This window comes from Novosphingobium resinovorum, from assembly GCF_001742225.1.
Lineage (GTDB): Bacteria > Pseudomonadota > Alphaproteobacteria > Sphingomonadales > Sphingomonadaceae > Novosphingobium > Novosphingobium resinovorum_A.
Genome location: NZ_CP017075.1, coordinates 3073404 through 3092562 on the forward strand (window position 1 = coordinate 3073404; position 19159 = coordinate 3092562).

Annotated in this window: 14 protein-coding genes; all 14 read right to left on the bottom strand. The window is 62.0% G+C overall.

Annotation, left to right across the window (positions count from 1 at the left end; genetic code table 11):
* Window positions 1-179: 179 nt before the first annotated feature.
* A complete protein-coding gene (locus BES08_RS14440; protein WP_069708727.1) occupies window positions 180-1226 on the bottom strand; it encodes a DUF7146 domain-containing protein in 1047 nt (348 codons plus the stop codon).
* Entirely contained in the window at window positions 1226-5548 is a 4323-nt protein-coding gene (locus BES08_RS14445) for a strawberry notch family protein (protein ID WP_069708728.1), read from the bottom strand. Before BES08_RS14445 ends, BES08_RS14440 begins: the two co-directional genes overlap by 1 nt.
* 148 nt (window positions 5549-5696) lie before the next feature.
* Window positions 5697-6341, bottom strand: coding sequence for a DUF8835 domain-containing pootine (locus BES08_RS14450; protein ID WP_069708729.1), 645 nt, complete (start codon window positions 6339-6341; stop codon window positions 5697-5699).
* Window positions 6334-6750, bottom strand: coding sequence for a hypothetical protein (locus BES08_RS14455; protein WP_069708730.1), 417 nt, complete (start codon window positions 6748-6750; stop codon window positions 6334-6336). Before BES08_RS14455 ends, BES08_RS14450 begins: the two co-directional genes overlap by 8 nt.
* A 64-nt stretch (window positions 6751-6814) precedes the next feature.
* Window positions 6815-7363, bottom strand: coding sequence for a hypothetical protein (locus tag BES08_RS14460; RefSeq protein WP_069708731.1), 549 nt, complete (start codon window positions 7361-7363; stop codon window positions 6815-6817).
* 198 nt (window positions 7364-7561) lie between these two features.
* Window positions 7562-7726, bottom strand: coding sequence for a hypothetical protein (locus tag BES08_RS32925; RefSeq protein WP_156799874.1), 165 nt, complete (start codon window positions 7724-7726; stop codon window positions 7562-7564).
* A 426-nt stretch (window positions 7727-8152) separates the two neighbouring features.
* A complete protein-coding gene (locus tag BES08_RS14465; RefSeq protein WP_069708732.1) occupies window positions 8153-8458 on the bottom strand; it encodes a hypothetical protein in 306 nt (101 codons plus the stop codon).
* A 92-nt stretch (window positions 8459-8550) separates the two neighbouring features.
* Window positions 8551-10692, bottom strand: coding sequence for a ParB/RepB/Spo0J family partition protein (locus BES08_RS14470; protein WP_069708733.1), 2142 nt, complete (start codon window positions 10690-10692; stop codon window positions 8551-8553).
* Between the two features lie 114 nt (window positions 10693-10806).
* Entirely contained in the window at window positions 10807-11283 is a 477-nt protein-coding gene (gene radC, locus BES08_RS14475; protein ID WP_069708734.1) for a RadC family protein, read from the bottom strand.
* A gap of 163 nt (window positions 11284-11446) precedes the next feature.
* Complete coding sequence (locus tag BES08_RS14480) at window positions 11447-11818, bottom strand: DUF2958 domain-containing protein (protein ID WP_069708735.1); 372 nt, start codon at window positions 11816-11818, stop codon at window positions 11447-11449.
* A complete protein-coding gene (locus tag BES08_RS14485; protein ID WP_069708736.1) occupies window positions 11815-12774 on the bottom strand; it encodes an ArdC family protein in 960 nt (319 codons plus the stop codon). Before BES08_RS14485 ends, BES08_RS14480 begins: the two co-directional genes overlap by 4 nt.
* 282 nt (window positions 12775-13056) lie before the next feature.
* Window positions 13057-16188: a C-terminal helicase domain-containing protein gene (locus BES08_RS14490; RefSeq protein ID WP_231958036.1), complete on the bottom strand. Its 3132-nt coding sequence runs from the start codon at window positions 16186-16188 to the stop codon at window positions 13057-13059.
* Window positions 16140-18002 carry a phospholipase D family protein gene (locus BES08_RS14495; RefSeq protein WP_069708738.1) on the bottom strand — a complete coding sequence of 621 codons (1863 nt, stop codon included), beginning with the start codon at window positions 18000-18002 and terminating at the stop codon, window positions 16140-16142. The genes BES08_RS14490 and BES08_RS14495 overlap by 49 nt, the downstream gene beginning before the upstream one ends.
* A complete protein-coding gene (locus BES08_RS14500) occupies window positions 17992-19158 on the bottom strand; it encodes a DUF6361 family protein (protein WP_069708739.1) in 1167 nt (388 codons plus the stop codon). The genes BES08_RS14495 and BES08_RS14500 overlap by 11 nt, the downstream gene beginning before the upstream one ends.
* Window position 19159 lies beyond the last annotated feature (1 nt).

Genomic DNA, 19159 nt, shown 5'->3' on the forward strand with positions numbered 1-19159 from the left:
CGCGCTGTAAAGGCGGCTCTGCCGCCGACGGAAATCAGTCGGGCGCCGCCATTGCCGGACCGGAGTGTTTGTGGGCCGATCGCCCTCTCAGAAGGCCAAGGCGTGGTCCTCTGCCGATGATGGTGCAGCCCCGCGCTCATGACAGGATCGATCCTGCCCGATCACGGCCCCGGTGGCGGCTATGGCGTCAGGGCCATGAAGCGGCTGACATCCTCGGGGGCGATCTGCACCCGGATCTGTGCCCGAAGCGCATCCAGCCCGCGGGCGGTAAGATCGTCGTTGAAGTCCCCCAGCATGGGCGAGAGCGTGATCGCCTCGATTCCGGCCTCGATGGCCCGGTCCACCAAACTATCCCGCGCGCTGTCGCCTGCGGGATCGTTGTCGCGAACGATATAGAGCCTGCGCAGATGCGGCGGGAACAGGATTGCTGTGAGATGTCCGGCCGAGAGCGCGGAGACTAACGGCATCATTGGCACGGCCTGCCGCAGCGACAGGATGGTCTCGATGCCTTCCCCCGCTGCCAGTACATCCTGCGTATCGCCAAACCGGACGGCGTGCCCGAGCAAGTCTCCCATCGCTTTCCTCGGCGGATCGACAGGCGCCTTGCCGGACCCGTCGCGGGCGAGCCAGGTGCGGTGTGCGCCAGTGATCCTGCCATCGAGGTCGGTGACGGCAGCAATCATGGCGGGCCAGACTTGCGTCGGACCATCGCCCTCGGGTCGCCAGTAGCAGTTCGGATGAAAGCGCAGATTTGCGGTTCCGCGTAAATCCGTAATACCGCGTCGGCGTAAATACGTCTCTGCGACGGAGCTGATCAGTGGCTGCGTCATGCGCCAGAGCCTGCGTGCTGCCTCGGATGATCCCGATGGCGCGAGCGGTGTTCGAGACTGCCGGGCTGGTGGCTCCGGCTCGGGATGCGGCAGGCTGAGGAAGCGTCGGGCTTCCTCAGCAATATCAGCGAAGTCGGTCAGACCGAGGCTTTCGCGGATGACGTCGAGCAAGTCGCCATATTCACCGCTTTGCGCATCGCTCCATTTTCCCGCCGCCCCCTTGCCGGATTCCGGCCCGGTAAGGCGAACGAACATCGACCGGCCCGAATTGTTCTGCACATCGCCAACCTGCCAGTAGTTGCCGTGCTTGCGACCGTTCGACAGATAATGGCGGCATACCGCCTCGGCCTGTCGACCGAGACGCTGCGCCAGTTCGGTGGCGCTGAGACGCGCCATTACGCTGCCTCCCGCTCACCAATGCGCTCGACCGGGAAGCGGTCGAAGAGCTTGCCGGTGATCTCCGGCCCGGATGCCCCCACCGGCACGAAGAAGCGCAGTTTCCACGAGATAATCTCGCTGAAGAGGCCGTAAGCCCGCAGCCGATCCCGCATCGCGTCGGTGAATCCGGTCAGCTCGATACGGTTCGCGCCCATGACGCGGACACGGCGCAGTTGCAGTCCCTCCGCCAGATCGAGGATGGTCCGGCCTTCGAGCAGCGCGGCATGGGCGGCGTCTGGTGTCAGGGTATTGCTGACACCGCTGGTCGAGGCATTGGCGGCCCATGCGGGGGAGACGCGGCGACCGATGATGCGCTCACCTTCATCGCTCTGAAGGCGATAGACGCGGGAGGATTCCTGCGGCAGGCGCTTCCAGATCGGCAGAAGCAGCCCCGTCACCATATGCAGGATATTATCGGTGAATTCCGGCACCTCGGCCAGTTCTGCGGTCCAGGCCGAGGCGAAGGCAGCACGGTCGGTCTCAACCCAATGGGTCTCGCCCATTGCGCGCACAGGAATATTCATCGCCTCCATCGGCCGGATCAGTCGGACGCGGCGTTCGATCTCGCCATCATCCAGCATGACGCTGGTGGTCGGGATCTGTACGGCAGCGCGGCCAGAGCGCTCGTTGACCAGCAGCTTTGCGCGCGGATCATCGCGTTCAGCCAGCGCCGCATCCAGCGTCACCGGCTGGTTGCGCTTACGCTCGGTGACGGTCAGGAGCCGTGTCTCCGCTCCGGTGCCCGGATGGGTGTGGATTACCTGCCGGTCGGTGACGTTGAAGCTTTCGGCCCGAAGCGTTTCCAGCCCCATGTCATAGGTGCCCGAAGCAATCGCCCCGTCGATCCGGGCTTGTAGAAGCTGCTCGAAGGCTGAAAACAGGATGCCCTGAAGCTCGATGGTCAGGGCCAGCAGCCGGTTGAGGAAGGTGGTGATCGGCGGCAGATCGTCCTTCACGCCATTGCTGTCCATCAGCTTCAGGCCCGTCGCGGTCTCGAAGCGTTCCAGCGAGCACCCCTCGACCTTGCCGCGCACTATCAGCAGGTAGAGTTGGCGCAGAGCATCGCGGGCATAGGTGGATTCCAGATTGTCCTCGGGCCGGAACAGGCCCTGGCCGCCGGTCTGGCGCTGGCCGCGCGTGATGGCCCCCAGCGTGTCGAGGCGGCGGGCAATCGTGCTGAGGAACCGCTTCTCGGCTTTGACGTCCGTGGCGATAGGCCGGAACAAGGGCGGCTGCGCCTGATTGGTGCGGTTGGTGCGCCCCAGCCCCTGAATGGCGGCATCCGCCTTCCAGCCCGGTTCCAGCAGGTAATGTACCCTGAGTCGCTGGTTCCGCGCCGAGAGCTCGGCGTGATAGCTGCGCCCGGTGCCGCCAGCATCGCTGAACACGAGGATGCGCTTCTGGTCATCCATGAAGGCCGAAGTTTCGGCAAGGTTCGCGGAAGGCGCGCGGTTCTCGACCGCCAGGCGTGCAGCCGCACCTTCACCGCGACGAACGATCCGCCGGGAACGCCCCGTGACCTCGGCCACGATGTCGGTACCGAAGCGCTGCACGATCTGATCAAGTGCCCCCGGCACGGGTGGCAGCGAGCACAGTTGCTCAAGCATTTCATTTCGCCGGGCGACGGCTTCGCGGCATTCCACCGGCTGACCGTCGCGGAAAACCGGCCGTGACGACAGATTTCCCTCGCCGTCGGTGAACGGCTCATAGAGCTGCACCGGGAAGGAATGCTGCAAATACGATCCTACATACTCCCTCGGCGTGACATCCACGGAAATGTCATTCCATTCATCGGTCGGGATCTCGGCCAGCCGCCGCTCCATCAGTGCCTCGCCGGTTGAGACGATCTGGATCACAGCGGCATGGCCCGCTTCCAGATCGACCTCGATGGACCGGGTCAGGGTCGGCGTCTTCATGGACGTCAGAAGATGACCGAAGAAGCGCTGCTTCGTGCTCTCGAAAGCCGAGCGCGCGGCGGATTTGGCCTGCCGGTTCAGCGTCCCCTCGCTGCCGGTGATGTTTGTGGCCTCCATCGCCGCGTCGAGATTGTTGTGAATGACGGCGAAGGCCCCGGCATAGGCGTCATAGATACGGCGCTGTTCGTCGGTGAGCGGGTGCTCGACCAGTTCATATTCAACGCCATCATAGGAGAGCGACCGGGAAGTATAGAGGCCGAGGGACCGCAGATCGCGGGCCAGTACCTCCATCGCTGCCACGCCGCCAGCCTCGATCGCCTCGACGAACTCGGCCCTGGTCGCGAAGGGGAAATCCTCCCCGCCCCAGAGACCGAGCCGCTGGGCATAGGCGAGATTGTGGACAGTAGTGGCACCGGTTGCCGAGACATAGACCACGCGGGCATCGGGCAAGGCGTGCTGGAACCGCAGACCCGCACGGCCCTGCTGCGAGGCGGCGACATCGCCGCGTTCTCCCTTGCCGCCACCGGCATTCTGCATGGCATGGCTCTCGTCGAAGATGATTGCTCCATCGAAATCGGACCCCAACCAATCGACGATCTGACGCACGCGGGAAACCTTCTCGCCCCGGTCGTCGGAGCGGAGCGTGGCATAGGTGGTAAAAAGGACGCCTTCTGACAGCGTGATCGGCTTGCCCTGTGGGAATCGTGACAGCGGCGTGACCAGCAGACGTTCCATGCCGAGCGCCGACCAGTCGCGCTGTGCGTCCTCGATCAGCTTGTCGGATTTGGAGATCCAGACCGCCTTACGCCGTCCGCGCAACCAGTTGTCGAGGATGATCGCGGCAGACTGGCGGCCTTTACCCGCGCCGGTCCCATCACCGAGCATGAAGCCCCGGCGAAACCGGACAGAACCGGTAGCATCTTCTGGCGCAGCGCTCACATTGTCGAAATGCTCGTCCACGGTCCAGGCGCCGGCGAGATGATCGGCATGGGCTTCGCCTGCATAGATCGCGGTCTCAAGCTGGGCATCGGACAGGCGCGCGCAGATGTCGGCGGGCAGCATGGGCCGATAGGAGGGCTTGGGCGGTGCGACCGATGCCATTGCGGCGGATTGCACCAGCTTGGTCGGATGCGGCTGCGCGCCGGGGATGCGCAGCGATTGCAGTGCATATTCCTCGTAGATCGCATCCGACAGACGTGCGCCTTCGGGCGGCGTCCAGTCCACTATCTCATAGGCAAGTTCCACGCCTTCGGGATCATTGGCCGGCGCAGCGACAGATCGGGAGACTGCCGAGCGCGCGAGATAGCCGCGCACGGTCTTCGCCGCAGCGACCGGAGCCGATACGGCAAGCTTCGGCAACTCGACCGACAGGCGCGGCGGAACTTGGCACCCGATCCAGCCAATGAGGGTCGCGATATCGAGCGCGATGCCCGGCGAGCCCGGAAAGCTGGCCGGATCGTCGGCGGGCAGTTTGTCGATCACGGTCAACCGCGTGTCGATGCGGGTGCCGTGTTTTGCATAGACCGTACCGTCGATGGCGGCAGTAAACACGACGCGCCCACGTTCCTGCAGGCGGATGAAAGCGCCCCGCCAGGCCGGAGCTTCGGGGCTGAAGCCTGCGCCGGTAATTGTGACCAGCCGTCCGCCAGGGGCGAGACGGGCCAATGCCGAAGCGACATGCCGGTATGCGGCGTCAGTGACGCGGCCACTGACATTGGCCATGACCGAAAATGGCGGGTTCATCAGCACCACGGACGGGATGGCATCCGGGGCCAGATGATCGTCGATCTGGGCGGCATCGAAGCGTGTGACGGGAGAGGCCGGAAAGAGCGAGGCGAGACAATCGGCGCGGGTCTCAGTCAGTTCGTTGAGGATCAGCGAACCGCCAGCGGTCTGCGCGAGGATCGCCATGAGGCCGGTGCCTGCCGAGGGTTCCAGCACCACGTCATCAGGCGTAATCGCGGCTGCCGACAGTGCGGCCAGGCCGAGAGGCAGAGGCGTCGAGAACTGCTGGAAGTTCTGGCTTTCCTCGGAGCGGCGGGTCTGCGTCGGCAATAGCCCCGCGATCTTAGCCAGTACGGGAGCTCGTGCAGCCGGAGAATCGGCTTTACGGAAAAGTGCTTTTCCGTATTTGCGCAGGAACAGCACCGTGGCGACCTCGCAAGCCTCATAGGCCAGTTTCCAGTCCCAGGCGCCGGTCGCATCGGACGCACCGAAGGCCGTTTCCATCGCTGCTCGCAGCGTTGCGGCGTCGATGCGCTGGCCGCGCTCAATATGGGGAAGTAGAAGATTGGCAGCAGTCAGGACCGCAGGCGCAGCCGCCAGCGGCGTGACCGGATCGGCCACGGGGAACACCATGTTCATGTCAAGGAACCTCAGGAGAGCGGGAGGGACAAGCCCGGACAGCGCTCTCTCTCAACCGCTCGGACTTAACCCCTTCCGGCCCCCCTCTGGCTCTCCAACGGCCATATGAGAAAAGCGCCCCAGCCGGATGGTGGGGCGCTTGTCATCATCACCCGAAGCGGCGACCGGCCTCGGTGAAGGTGTAATCATTGGCAGCGATGGTCTCATCGACCGCCTCGTCCGAAGACAGATGGTCGTATTCGCGTTCAAGCTGGCGGTAGAGCCAGCGCGCCAGATCGCGCAGCGCCTCGATGACCGTCTCCTCGGCATCGGCGGTCATGTCCTGATATGTCGGACTGTCGCGCTCGACCGAGATCGCCATGCAATATTCGTGATAGTAGTGACCGCGATGGCTGGCCTCGGCGCGAAGCTGGTAGAAATTGCGCCGCTGGATCGCCTGCAAGGCATCGGCGATCCGGTGCAGCTCGGCGTCCTGCGGCGCATATTCCCTGATCCGGTGCGGAGCGCCTTTCCGGTGGGCATAGAAGGTCTCAAAACACGCGCCATCCCCTTGCGACCAGAAGCCCCGAAACCAGATGCAGGGTTCTTGCCGGATGCCGCCCCCCATGAGCCGGACGGATCGGGTCTTGAGGTCCAGGCCGAGGATTTCCGCGATGCGCTGGAAATCCTCATAGACGGCATCGTACCAGTCGTAGTCGAAGCCGCCTTCGCGATACCAAGTGCGCGCCTTGTCCTTCGCCGCATCCGATAGTTCGTCGAGGCGATAGACGGTGGTTTCGATGATCTCACTCATAGGGATCGCCTCCCTCCAGCACGGTGGAAAGCCAGCCATCGGTATAAATCCAGTCCACCGTCTCGCCGGTGGCGAGGTCGAGGACATGAGCGCCGCCGCCGAACCCGTCGATGCGGGGCTTCGAGCAGCTATTGGCGTATTGCATCCCCCACAGGCCGGTCAGGCCGAACTCTTTCGCGCAGCGTTTGACGAACTGGATGACGTGCTCGGGATCGCCGGTAACGTCATCGCGCACCCAGAGCTGCGTGCCGCCATGTTCGGGCTGGATCGAGAGCAGGAATCCGTCCGAGGGCGGATCTTCGGCGGCATTTTCACCCGCCAGCGTATTGTAGAGGTCGAGCGCGCGAGCGGCGTTTTCGGGTGTGCCCACGTCGAGCAGGCAGGAGAAATGGGTGTAATAATCGGCCATGACGGTCTCCGGACATGACAAGGCCCGGTGCGTGACCGGGCCGGATGAATGGAACAGGTGAAGCTCAGGCGGCCTGCGGCAGACGGAGCAGATCGGCCGCGGCTTCGCGCCAGAAGGGATCGACCAGCCGGGTTTCCAGCACAGCGGCCCGGTAGCGAAGCTCACGAGCCTCGGCAGGCGCGGACGTTCTGAAGGCAAGGCCGCGCAACCGGCTGGCCTCGGTGACAATCCGGCGGGCCTCGGCGTGCGAGGTGACAGGCTGTTGCCAGAGAATAACGCTCGCGCGGATTTCGCCGGCGAGGACCAATCCATGATCGCGGTCCCGGATGAGCATGATGCGCGGGCGGAAATGGGGGAAGCTGTCCGGCCCGGTGCAGATGTCGCTGCGCGACAGGCGCAAGGCCGCAAAACGCATGGCTTCTTCCGGCGATGGGCATTCCCCGAGCGGGATCATGCGGTCGAAACTGCCGGCATCATCACCGGCACCGGTGCTGGCCACGCCGAGGCAGGAGATGCGCAGCGGCAGCTTTTGCGCCCGGTAGAGCGCGGGCAGCACATCGATCGCTAGTATCTGGCCGATCGGGCGAAAAGTATCATGGCGGGAAAGGATCATCGGGATCACTCCATGACGGGCGCCGGAAAGCCTCTCTCTCCAGCCTTCAACCCGTCACGGCCGAACGGCCCGCACTCTTCCTCTCTGACCGGGGCCGTCCCCGGTTCCGCTGCCGGCGATGGGTAACCATCGCAGGGCTAAAGGCCCGTTCGCGGGACTACCGCGTCCGGGCCATCGGGGATGAGGCGCATTTGCGCCTCAGGCAAAGGGATCCAGCTCCAGCTTCACCATGTCGTCGTCGCCGTCGAATTCGGCGGCGGGGCAAGCGGCGTGGGTGCCGTCACCGGCTTGAAACACGACGATCACGACCATCAGCGTGGAGGCGAGGCTGGCGGCAAAGGCGGTGGCATCTGCATAGGACATGGGTTCCGGCTCCTGTCTTTGGGAGGCGGGGGATTATCCCCCGCGCGACAGGCGCCCGAAGTGTCTGACCGGATCTGCAATCACCCGAGGGCGTTCGGACTCTTTTTCCGAATCCCCGAGGGCGGCACGTGCGCGTAAGCCGACCCTTTACGGGTTGATTGATGAAGAGACGGATCGGACCAAGGTTTGCGAATGGAAGCGGGGGTGGTTCATCGCATCTGACAGGTGCCGGATACCCATCGCAGATGCTCTGCCGCGCCAGCCTTGCCACCATGCTGTCAGCAGGATCGTGTTCCCTTCAGGCCGGGATCGGCAGCCGCTTGCCCGGGTACGAAAACGACAAACTTCATGGTGAAGCTGGAGATGGACCCCGTTCGGGCGATACCATCCCATGCTGACGGTTCGAGACCAGAACGACCGGGGTCTTCAGCCCCAAAGCCCATCGGCGATTTCGCGGGCGATCATCGCGCGCGCCTTCATCATCAGGTCATCGCCTGACGTGTTGATATGACCAAAAAATCGGGCACGACCGCCATGTGCTGTCCATTCGACGTAGCGGCAATATTCGCGGGCATCGAGCCAGAACGCCCGCATGTCTTCGGCCCAATGGGGTTTCGGTTCCACGATGACGGTGAGGCCGTCGCGGGTCTCTTCCCAGGGCAGTGTGCGCTCCGTTGGGGGATTCTCCCGATCTTCACGGAAGATCTGGTCGATGTTGATGGTCGCGGGCATCGCTGGCCTCCAAAGAAAAAGCCCGGTCACAAGGACCGGGCGAGTTGCGGAAACGGAGTGGACGGGGCGACCGAAGCCGCCCCGTTTGAGGGTTATTCAGCGGCGACCATGTGCTGCTCTTCCTCGTCGTCAGCCGGATCGTCCTCCTCACCATCGCCCGAGAGGAAATCGGGCAGATCGTCGGCTTCAGCGTCGGTGGCCTGCGCCACGTCCGCCTCGATATCCACATCCACCATACGCAGCGGCTCGGGCAGCCAGCCGGTATCGGCCAGCAGACGCTCGGCTTCTTTCGCCATGTCGCCCTTCTTCAGATGCTCGATCAGCTCAGCAGCACGGTCACCGGCGCCTTCGCGGACGGCCTCAATGATACGCGGCTTGGTCACGCGGCCGAGATAATTGCCGACCGTCGGCTGCCAGCCCACCGCCACCATGTCGAGGCCGGTCGAACGCGCCAGCCGGTCGGCCTGCGAAAGGCGGATCTCCAGCCCGTGCTGGCTGACGCCCATGCCGCTATAAGGGTTCGGCTTCTCGTAGAGCGCGTTGACGCCGAAGCTCACGCAATGGGCGAGCAGGTCCATGCGGGATCCGTCGTCCAGATCGACCAGCCAATCCCAGAGCGCCGCATCATCGGCCGGGATATGATCGCCCCAGCGTTCATGCCGGTCCTGGATTGCCTTGGCCGAGGCGCTGTCGCGCAGATCCTCGGCCTGCGCCGGGAAATGCACCTCGCGGACCTGCGCCTCCAGGCAGCCCTTGGTGGAATGCGGCAGGAAGCAATCCGTCACCAGCCGGTGCAACAGCGCTGTCATCGCGACATGCGGGCTCGATGCCACGGCATCGCGCAGCGCCAGCGTGCGATGGGCGGTCAGCTCGCTGACCAGCCGGTCGGGCAGCGGCTTGATGGCATCGATCTCGTCTTCCTCTTCCGGCTCGGGGGATTGGCCGCCGAGCATGATGACCGCGCGCTGGTGGCTGGCCTGCGGTTCGGCCCGTTGAAGGACTTCCCCGGTCTCGGGATCGACGACTTCCGCCTCCGGTTCCGCCGGCGCTTCATCCTCGGGGCGAACATAGCCGCGTTCGACCAGCAAGATGCCATCGGCATCAATGCTGATGAAGACGCCTGCCTTACAGATCTGGTCCGGGTCGAAGGTCATCGGACGGCGCTCGAAAGCCTCCAGCGCCTGCTCGATCTCGCCCAGACGGGTATCGATCTCGTCGGGCAATTCATCGGCCTCGGCATATTCGGCTTCGAGCCGGTCATATTCCTCGCGCAACGCCTCGCGGGTGGCGCGCTCGTCCTCGGCCAGATCGACCGTGGTGCCTACAAGCTGGCGAAGGCCATGATCGTGACCGTAGGGGAAGGTCATGGCGACCTCGACCCACTTCCAGCCCTCGGTGGCGATGGTTTCCGCTTCGGATTGCAGCTTCTCGTTCGCCAGCCGGTCGAGCAGCACCGGGTCCTGGAGCCAACCGCCATCATCCTGCTGGAACAGATCGCGCAGTACACAGCCACCGGCTTCCTCATAGGCGTCGATGCCGACAAGCACCGCCCGCTTGTCGGCGGCACGCACCGTGGTCTCGGTCAGCAGTCGGCGGATGGTATATGGCTCTTTCTGCCAGCCGTCTTTGATCGCCTCCCAGACCTGTTCCTGGCGGGCATGGTTAGAGGTGACGGTAAAGGCCATGAGCTGTTCCAGCGTCATGCCGTCCTCGGCATAGATGTCGAGCAGAGTGGGTGAGACCGAAGCCAGTCGCAGGCGCTGTTTCACCACCTTGGCATCAACGAAGAAGGCGGCCGCGATGGCTTCCTCGGTCATGCCCTTCTCGCGCATGGTCTGGAAGGCGCGGAACTGGTCGAGCGGATGCAGCGGGGCGCGTTCGATATTCTCGGCCAGTGACACCTCGTCGATCAGCACATCGCCGGTTACCTCGGACACCACGCAGGGCACCGGGGCGACCTTGGCGAGGCGCTTTTGCTTCACCAGCAGTTCCAGCGCCCGGAAGCGCCGGCCGCCGGCGGGCACCTCGAACATGCCGGTCTCCACGCCATCGTCATTCAGCACCGGGCGGACATGCAACGACTGGATCAGACCGCGGCGGGCAATGGACTCGGCCAGTTCCTCGACCGAGACACCGGCCCTGACGCGCCGGACGTTGGACTGGGAAAGCACCAGCTTGTTGAACGGAATGTCGCGCGAGGACGACAGGGTGATCTTCTGAACGGCAGTGGCCATGTCAGTTACTCCATGACGGACGCCGGGGAGCCTCTCTCTCCGGCTATCAGCCCGTCACGAAAATCCCATCCCTCCTTTTCCTCTCCTGGCTGCCGCCCGCCAAATCCCCGTCCATCAGATCTCACCGCGGCTCCGCAGGCTGACCTCCCGTCTGCCACCCACGATGATATGATCATGCAGCGCCACGCCCAGGACCTTGCAGGCCTTCTGGATTTCCTTGGTCATCGCCAGATCCGCAGCCGAAGGCTCGGGATCGCCGGATGGGTGATTGTGGACGATGATCAGCGCACTGGCGTTGAGTGCCAGGCCCCGCCGCAGCACTTCCCGGGGATAGACCGGGGCATGATCAACCGTGCCTATGGCAAGACATTCGTCCGAGATGAGCCGGTTCTTCCGGTCGAGATAGAGGACATGGAAGCGCTCGACATCACCCCGGATGGTCAGCGCGCAATAGTCCAGAACCGCCTGCCATGTGGATAGAACCGGATTCTGGTTGAGATGGCGCAGCAGGATCTGGCGCGCCTCGTAGACAACGGCCTGCTCCTGCGCTGAAAACTGGCACGGCTGCCGATTGATAGCGAGTTTGCTCATGTGTCGCGTCATGATCGTGGTTCCCGACGGGCAGCCGGCCCGGCGCCGGAACTTTCACCACGTCACGACGAGAGACGCCGCCCTCTACCTCCGAGAGAGCGGCGCAAAACGCAAAGCCAGACAGCCGGATCTCAGGCTTTCCGGCTTTCTGTATCGGTGGGATTCAAGGTCCGTGCAGTATCACTGCGGAACCGGCGGACAGGATTTTCTCGGCTGCGCGAATGCTGCCAGCCATGCGCGCAGCTTCAGCCCAGACCGAGATCGGGAATATGCCGGTAAAAAGCACGTCCCGCTCGATCCCCATGCCGAAGGGGAGCCGGATCGCCTCCAGCTCACCGAAGCACCAGCTACCGAGTTCGGGATAGCCGATGTCGGCCAGACCAAACATGATGTCGCCGTCCTCGTCCAGCTCGGTCGCAAGCCAGACGCCTGCGCCAAGGGGATTGTAGAATTTGACGACGGGGATGTGATCCACATCGCTCTGCCGGCCATTGGCGAGGAGCTGCGCGCGCTGTGTGCGGGTCAGGAGGATCATGCCGCAGCCCTCCGCTCGATGAGATTGTCGTGCGGTTCGGCATGCTCCTCATCGGGCAAATGCGCCAACAGCCAGTCGGCCGCCTTGCTGGCCTGAGAGGCGGCGCGGACGATGGCGCGATTATCCTCGCGCAGCACTTCGAGCCAGGAACCGATATAATCGGCATGGCGCACGGTCGGCACGATTCCGAGCGAGGCGCAGCAGAAAGCCGCGTTCATCTCGGCTACCAGTTCCTCGAAGGCGTATTTCTTGGTGCCGAAGCTGCCCGAAAAATCCCGCCCCAACCGCGAGGCATGACCCGTGGCGTGGCCCATCTCGTGCAGGGCGGTCCTGTGCCAATTGATGGACTCGAAATAGGCAGCCGGCGGTGGCACCTGGACGTAGTCGAGCGACGGGACATAGAAGGCACGATCGCCGCCGATGCGGACGTCGATGCCGGTTGCGCCGATCAGTGCCTCGACTCTCGGCTCGATCATGCCGGGCGGCGGTGGTGGCGCTTCAACGGCAATGTCCTCGGGCAAACCCTCGCACTGCGCCGCGTTGAACACGGTAAAGCGCTTCAGGAAGGGAATGCTGCCTGCTTCTTCGCCTGTTTCCCTGGCGCGGCGTTTCTCGTCCTCGGGGGTGAAACGGTCGGCATAGACCACGGTGGTGCCACGCTCGCCCTTGCGGACATTGCCGCCGAGCGACAGGGCCTGGCGGAAGGTGAGCCAATGTTGGGTCGGATAGCCGTATTGGACCACGGCGCCCCAGAGGATCAGGACGTTGATCCCGGAATACTGCCGCGCCGTCGCGGCGTTCCTCGGCATGGCCAGCGGTGCTTTCGCCGCCGCCGTCCCCCAGGGCTGGACCCAGGGCAGCCGCCCGTCCTCCAGCTCGCCGATGATCTTGTTGGTGATGTCGTCGTGGAGATTGCTGCGGGCGCCGCCTGCGCGCGCGCTGTCCTGTCTGGCCATCGGAATGTCTCCGCGACGGGCGCCGGAGGCCACTCCTCCAACCCTCAACCCGTCACGGAAAACCCGTCTGCACTCTCACTCTCGGGGCGTTGCGGGGCGCCCCCGCAGAAGGGGTCGGCCGAGACCTTGGCTCGGCCGCAGGGGAAGGCTTTCCCCTCAAGTCTTTGCCAGTCTCGGTGCGCTCACGGGCGGATGCTTTATGCCCCTCTGGTTTCAAGCCAGGCGCGAAGATGACTGATCGATCTCGTGCTGCGCTGGAGGTGCCCCTCTCTGCGTGCTGTGTCAGTTTGGCCTAAGCGATATCTGAAGCTCCGATAATTCTTGGATAAAGTCGTCGTCCATACCCGAGAAGAGGCTAATCAATTCATCTTGGCGCGGTTGGCCAAAGGCCAGCCGGTAAGTGGCCAGAGATGTGATGAGATCCTTGTAGCGTTCCTTCTCGCGGCTGAAGGGCGGAATGAGGACGACCCGCTCAATCTTGTGATTACCTGGGTAGACCCAGAACGGAATGATGTCTCCCGAGCGGCCCTTTGAAACCTCATCAGCTTGCGCTGCCTCAAACATGGAGACCCATGGTGATTGCCTGCTCTGCGCAGCGAGAGGAGTGGCCGAAAAAGCAGCGACGACATTGCGCCGAACAGCATGGTTTTTGTAACGATGGACCCGTCCTTCACGCTGCTCGATATCAACAGGGTTCCTCGGGAGGTTCCAATGCACAATCCGGGAGCAGTAGGGATGAAAATCCAATCCTTCCTGTCCAATCGACGTGGAAGCGAGAACAAATGGCCGAAACGGCGACTTGAAAGCTGCCTGGACCACGGATGTTCGGCGTACACCCTTTTCTTCCTCGGCTTTTGTTGCAAAACGCATGGCGAAACGGGCGCGCACTTCGAATGTCTGATCATACAGACGACCCGCTTTTGTCGACCAGTGGTCCAACGTGATCTGGGCAGGGCGCAAGGCGACCACAGCAATCACGTTTGATGCAATGATCTTCGCGCGATCCTGCGGGGCTAAGTTTTCGGCGCGCTCGCTTTCCAGGACGAGCTGAAGATATTCGTCCAAAACCGCCGGAAGGTCGTTTCGCGCGGCGTGCTCTATGATATCGCGCCAATAATTGAGAGGCGAGGTTTCAGCGAGCAATGCGCGGGTTTCGGGTTGATTGTATAGGCTGCGAAAACCGAGCGCGATCCCGATTGATGCACTGATCAATACGGGGTCGTCTGTGGCGATCTCCGGGCAAAGTCGCGAAAGTGCACGCAGCGCACATACCGCAGGCGAGCCAAGCGCAAGGCTGGCGAGCTTTTCGATCACTGTGTCAGGGTCGACATCGCCCTGATGCTCGTCAGTTTGGAGTGCATCGCGAAGTGTGGCGATGGTCCGAGACATCGCTCCATGTTCGTCGTGCGCCTCATGGTCAACGACGCCGACATTCGACCATTCCACTTCGCGCTCGAGCGTCCTGTCCAGGGCAAGTGCGAGGAGCCGGTCACTTGTTTGAGCGAATTCTGCGATGGCGTCCACCGCAAGCTGTTCACGCAGAACCATGCAGGCTTGAGCGTGCAAAATATCGTAGCTTTCAGCGCGGCCGAACCGCCGCTCCAAAGCGAGAGGATCAACAAGCTCTGCCAACGACGGCGACGGGTAGAGCATCGGCATAAGCTCATCGACGCCAATCGGCCTGCTGGTCCGGCTGACAAGATCCGGCGACATACCCATTCGGCGGCTCGCCTCGTGCGAAAGCAAAGCCGCGATCGCATCCGGCACCATTGACCAATCTGAGAAGACCAATGCCTTTGTGGCCGACCTTGGCGTGCCGAATGAGGGACGCGATGGCGGGATCCAGAGCGATCGATCAAGGGCGTCATTGAACGCCAGATCCGCAAGGGCACGCATCCTCCCATTGCGAAATGGAATCGCCGCGTAGTCCTCAACCTGTTTTTTGCTGATGAAGTGCGTTGAGGCCTCTCTAATGGCCTTGCACAGTTCTGCGGCCGGCTTGGGTTTCAATGCCTGAAGCCGGTCGCGCAGCTTGTACCCCCTCATGAAGTTCAACAGGTAAGGAGCCGATTTCCAGTACTCGACGATGCTGGGAGCACCTACGAGTTCTGCAACTTTCGCTACTGCCTTCGCCTCTCGCAGATCATCGGTGGCGATCGCTACCTCGGGCATGACTTCTTGGACGAGCGAATTGCGATCTTCGGTAGAATCAACGCGTTCAGTGCGGGCAATGACCTGGCTCAGGATACCATGTAGTCTGTCTCGTTGCGCTACTGCTGCCGCTCGGGCATCTGGCATCGACTGGAGCGATCGCCTGAACTTGATGAGCTCGCTCTTCAATTCCTCTACGCGAGCCGGGCCTTCAGCATCGCCGAACAGAAAGCGCATTGTCCGTAAAAAGTCGTCGTAATGCTCGCCCTCTTCCGGCGCATCGCTGCTCAGCGTTAGCATGCGATAAGGCGTGGCGGACAGAAGCAGGAGCCTCGCCTTCGACCCATCCTCCCCATTGTATGAGAACAAGGCCCGCGCCAATTCTGCGGCAGCTGCCTTTTCAGGCGCTACCTCGACATCATGATCGTGCAGGAGTTCAGCGAAGCGCTGGAATTCGTCGAGAATGATGAGGTCCGGCGTCAATGCGTCCACACAGATCTTCGCAAGCATTCGGCGCAACTCACCGATCATCGCTGCGGGGCGCTGGTCGTCGGGGTAATGGGGATGCTTGTGCCTTCTGGCGAGATCTGCCGCCTCACGAATCCTTTCGATAAATGTATCATCGACCACCCGGTTAAACTTATCAGCGATATCTCGCGAAATCCGTTCGCTTCGGATCCATGCCGTCCAGCCCGGCCAGTTCTCATCGGAAACGCCGCCACGGAACACTCGTTGGATGCCGCGATGGCGCAGACCGATACGCTCACGGAGCATTTCAAAGATCAGCGCCCGTTCCGGTGCAGTCCCAAGGGATGACTTAAGGTCTAGCGCCGTTCCAGGGGTGAGGCTGATCAGATTGATGGTTCGCGAAGCAATCCCGCCTTCCTTCTCGATCTCAAGCGGCAACAGCGTAAGGCGGGTATTGAGTGGCTTGGTTGCAGAGCCCAGCCCATTGAGCGACTTGATGTTCTGTTCAGCAATCGCCTGATTGGAGCAGATGTAAACGATGTCGATGCGGTCGACCTTGCCCAGCAGGTGTTCGATGGTCTTCGCAATCACGCCGCGGGCAACCATGGTTTTCCCGAGCCCGACCTCGTCAGCGACTAGGAACTGATCTGTCGGTGATTTATCCGTGAACAGCCTTCGAAAGACGTAGTCGACAGTCGTTTGCTGAAACGGCTTCAGCAACGCAAGGTGCTCGACAGCGCTGTAAGTCACCGGCGCCCCCTCTTGCTCGTTACAAGCGGCTTGAAATTCTGCCACAGTGCCAGAAACTCCTTGGGAACAATGGTTTCTCCACCGTCTGGGTCTTCAAGCCGTTCGATTAGCCGGCCGATCTCTTCTAGCTCGCCGCTTTCTAGACTGAGCGCCCGCATCATCGGCTCGAGAAGCGAGGTGTTTCCCTCGCCCAAGCGACGAAGCCACTGACCTTCGCCGCCCGTGTCGCTTTCCAGAAAGCTTCCTTCACCAAGCGTGCCGAGCAGCAGACTGAGATAACGGAAGAAGTTGTCCACGTTCGCGATGTGGGCACGAAGAACAGCTGCGTCCCGGCCTTCTGGAACGCCGACCAAGCGCGCACCAAGTGTGAACGTCAGTTCCACCTTCGTCGCTTCATCGAGCAGCCGAATTCCGAGCCAGCGCGTAACGTCGCCAAGAGGAACAGCACCCAATGCAAGCTCTGTATCGGAGCCACACAGCAACCTGCCTACATCATATCCGCGTTCATTAGGGACTGTGATCGCCCGCACGAAGCACCTGACGCCATCCGGCAGCAGAACGTGCTTTTCTTTGGTGGCAATCTGCAGTTCAAGGTGGATCAGGTCGTCCTCTTCGGAACAGTGGAGATCAAGTGGCAGCGCCGAGATGTCTGACCGCATCTTCTCCAGCGCCTTTTCCGCCGCCATGGCCGCGTCCTGCGTCGGTGGTTCGCTCGGCGTGTAGGTGGCGAGCAGCCGCTGGAACGCCTCGGAGAACAGGACGTTGTCGATCGTACCCATGCGCGTCTTCGGACCGTCCAATGTTGCCATCACCTCGACATTTTGCGTCTTCCCGCGCTTGGTGGGAATCATCGCAGCCGTGGTAGCATTTGCCGAACCGAGGTGGATCTGGAGGCGCGATCCTCGCTCGACGAGGTAGGCTTTCGCATGAAGTCCCTCGAGATCGGCCGAACTTGGCCCATCCACTCCTTCAGCCTCATACTCCGTTGCACGCTCATCGAGAGTCGAGATCGTGAAAAGCTCGCGTGTCTCGGGATCTATCCAGTCGAGTTCCTCTGCTCTCGAGATGAGCCGGAGATTATCTCGCGAGCCGTATCCGTCGGACAGCCTTTTCAGCGCGGGAGCAGAGATAAAAGGTGAAAGAACCGCCAGCTTCTCGCCTCGGGGAAGCGCCCAGCCGTCACCATCAAGACCATTGACGGCGAAGCTGACCTTTGTTGCGCCAGCAGGCAGGCCCTCCCACCAGGTTCGTTCCAAATCCGAGATCAGCGAAGGCAGGAACTTGGGCGGCGCAGGCCGGGTGGCTGGATTGGCTAGCCTGGGCAGGGCCCGCAGCAACTTCGTCAGCGCGCGGTTATTCTCATTCTCCTCATCGTGTACTGCACCATCGAGAGCCAAAGCGAGATCCCAGCAACGATCATTTGTGAGGTTCCTCGACAGGATTGCCACTCTCATTCGAACGGGATCGGTTTTCTTTTCGGGCTCGAAACGAATACACCACAGCTTCGGATGGAAGGCGCCTCCACCCGGCGCCGCAACTTCCACAATCGTCTTCTCGTAAAGTGCCATCAGCCTCGCAGCATTCGGGTGAGCCTCCTTGATGCGGCCCCGATCGCAATAGACGGCAATGCGGTCGGCCATCCGCTCGACACTCTGCAGCAACGCGAGAGGGCTTCGCAGCATTTCGTCTCTGTTCTCAGCATCGCGGAACACGATGCTGATCGGAATGGCAAGCGCCGTCTCAAAATCGAGTGAGTACGTCGTAGCGACGGCATGCCCGAACCTGTACCCATCCGGGGCACGAACAAGTGCAGTATAAAGCTCACGGTTCTCAGGGTCGAAAGACGAATCAGCCGACATCGACAAGCTCCCCGAGATAACGCCGCGCAATTCCCCAGCGGAAATCCAGCCGTGCGAGACCTGAAGCGCCTGACCAGCGTTCGAGGGGTGCATCGTGGAGCAGCCGGGCCTTCATCCGCTTCAGCGACTGTTCGCGCTTTCTGAGCAGATCGATGGCTTCGTGGTCTGTCTCCAACGACTTAGAGCTTTGCAGCGCAATGGCGAGCCAGCCTCTAACGAACTCCCGAGAGGACTGGGTAAGGTTGTGAGTGGTCAATCCAACGATCTGGAAAAGGTCGTCCAAGTCCCAGCTTTGCAGCGCGAGGTGCTGAAGATCTCCGCGCCAATCCTCAAGTAATTGGCGGTAATCTTCGATCAATGCGGATGCTTCGCCATGGGTTTTGGCATTCGGGCGCTCCGCCGCTCGCAATGCAAGCAGCAGATTGTAGAGGAGGCTTGCACCGTGCATCACGCCCGAGAAGCGTTCCGCATGGCGGAGAATGGATCGATTGCGGTCTGACACGGTGTCCTCGCGGACCTGCCATGCCCAATCCTCGCTGAAGTTCTTCTGCTTAGAGGCAAGTTCGTTCAGCAAACTTGCCTTGGCACTGCCAGCAATACGATCGCGCAGGAAACCAACTTCCTCAGGCAACAGTGTAAAGCTCGTTTGCTCGAACAGGTTCTCGGGCGCATTGGGAAGGCCCGTGCCCCATAATCTGAGATCATGATCCTTCAAACTCTCCCGCCCATAGGACAAGAATGTTGCCTGATTGCCCGCTAGCGTGCGGATGCCAAGCGTATGCATGCCAGCCCAATAAACGCTCGACGCGAGTCTCTTCAGGCTCCTTCCGGCAAGGCGGCCAATCACATCTTCGCGCTCTCCGCCGCGCAAAAGCGCTTCACTCAGTTCGAACTCAAGATCCCGGGCGATAATCGTTCGCTCTGCTTGACTGGCCTTGCGCTGCTGTGCTTCCCGATAGATCCAGGGAACGAACAGCATGTAGCGTAGCCGTGTCTGAATAGTGCTGGTGCCCGGGAAAAGGAGATCAGCCAGCCCGTCCCTGATCGTACCCAGGCCAAGCTCGTCACGTGCCTCTGGCTGCTTGAACAGATCGATGAGGGTCTGAGCTCTCCGCCGTTCTTCAGGGTCAAAATCAATCCAGGCAAGGTAGGACATC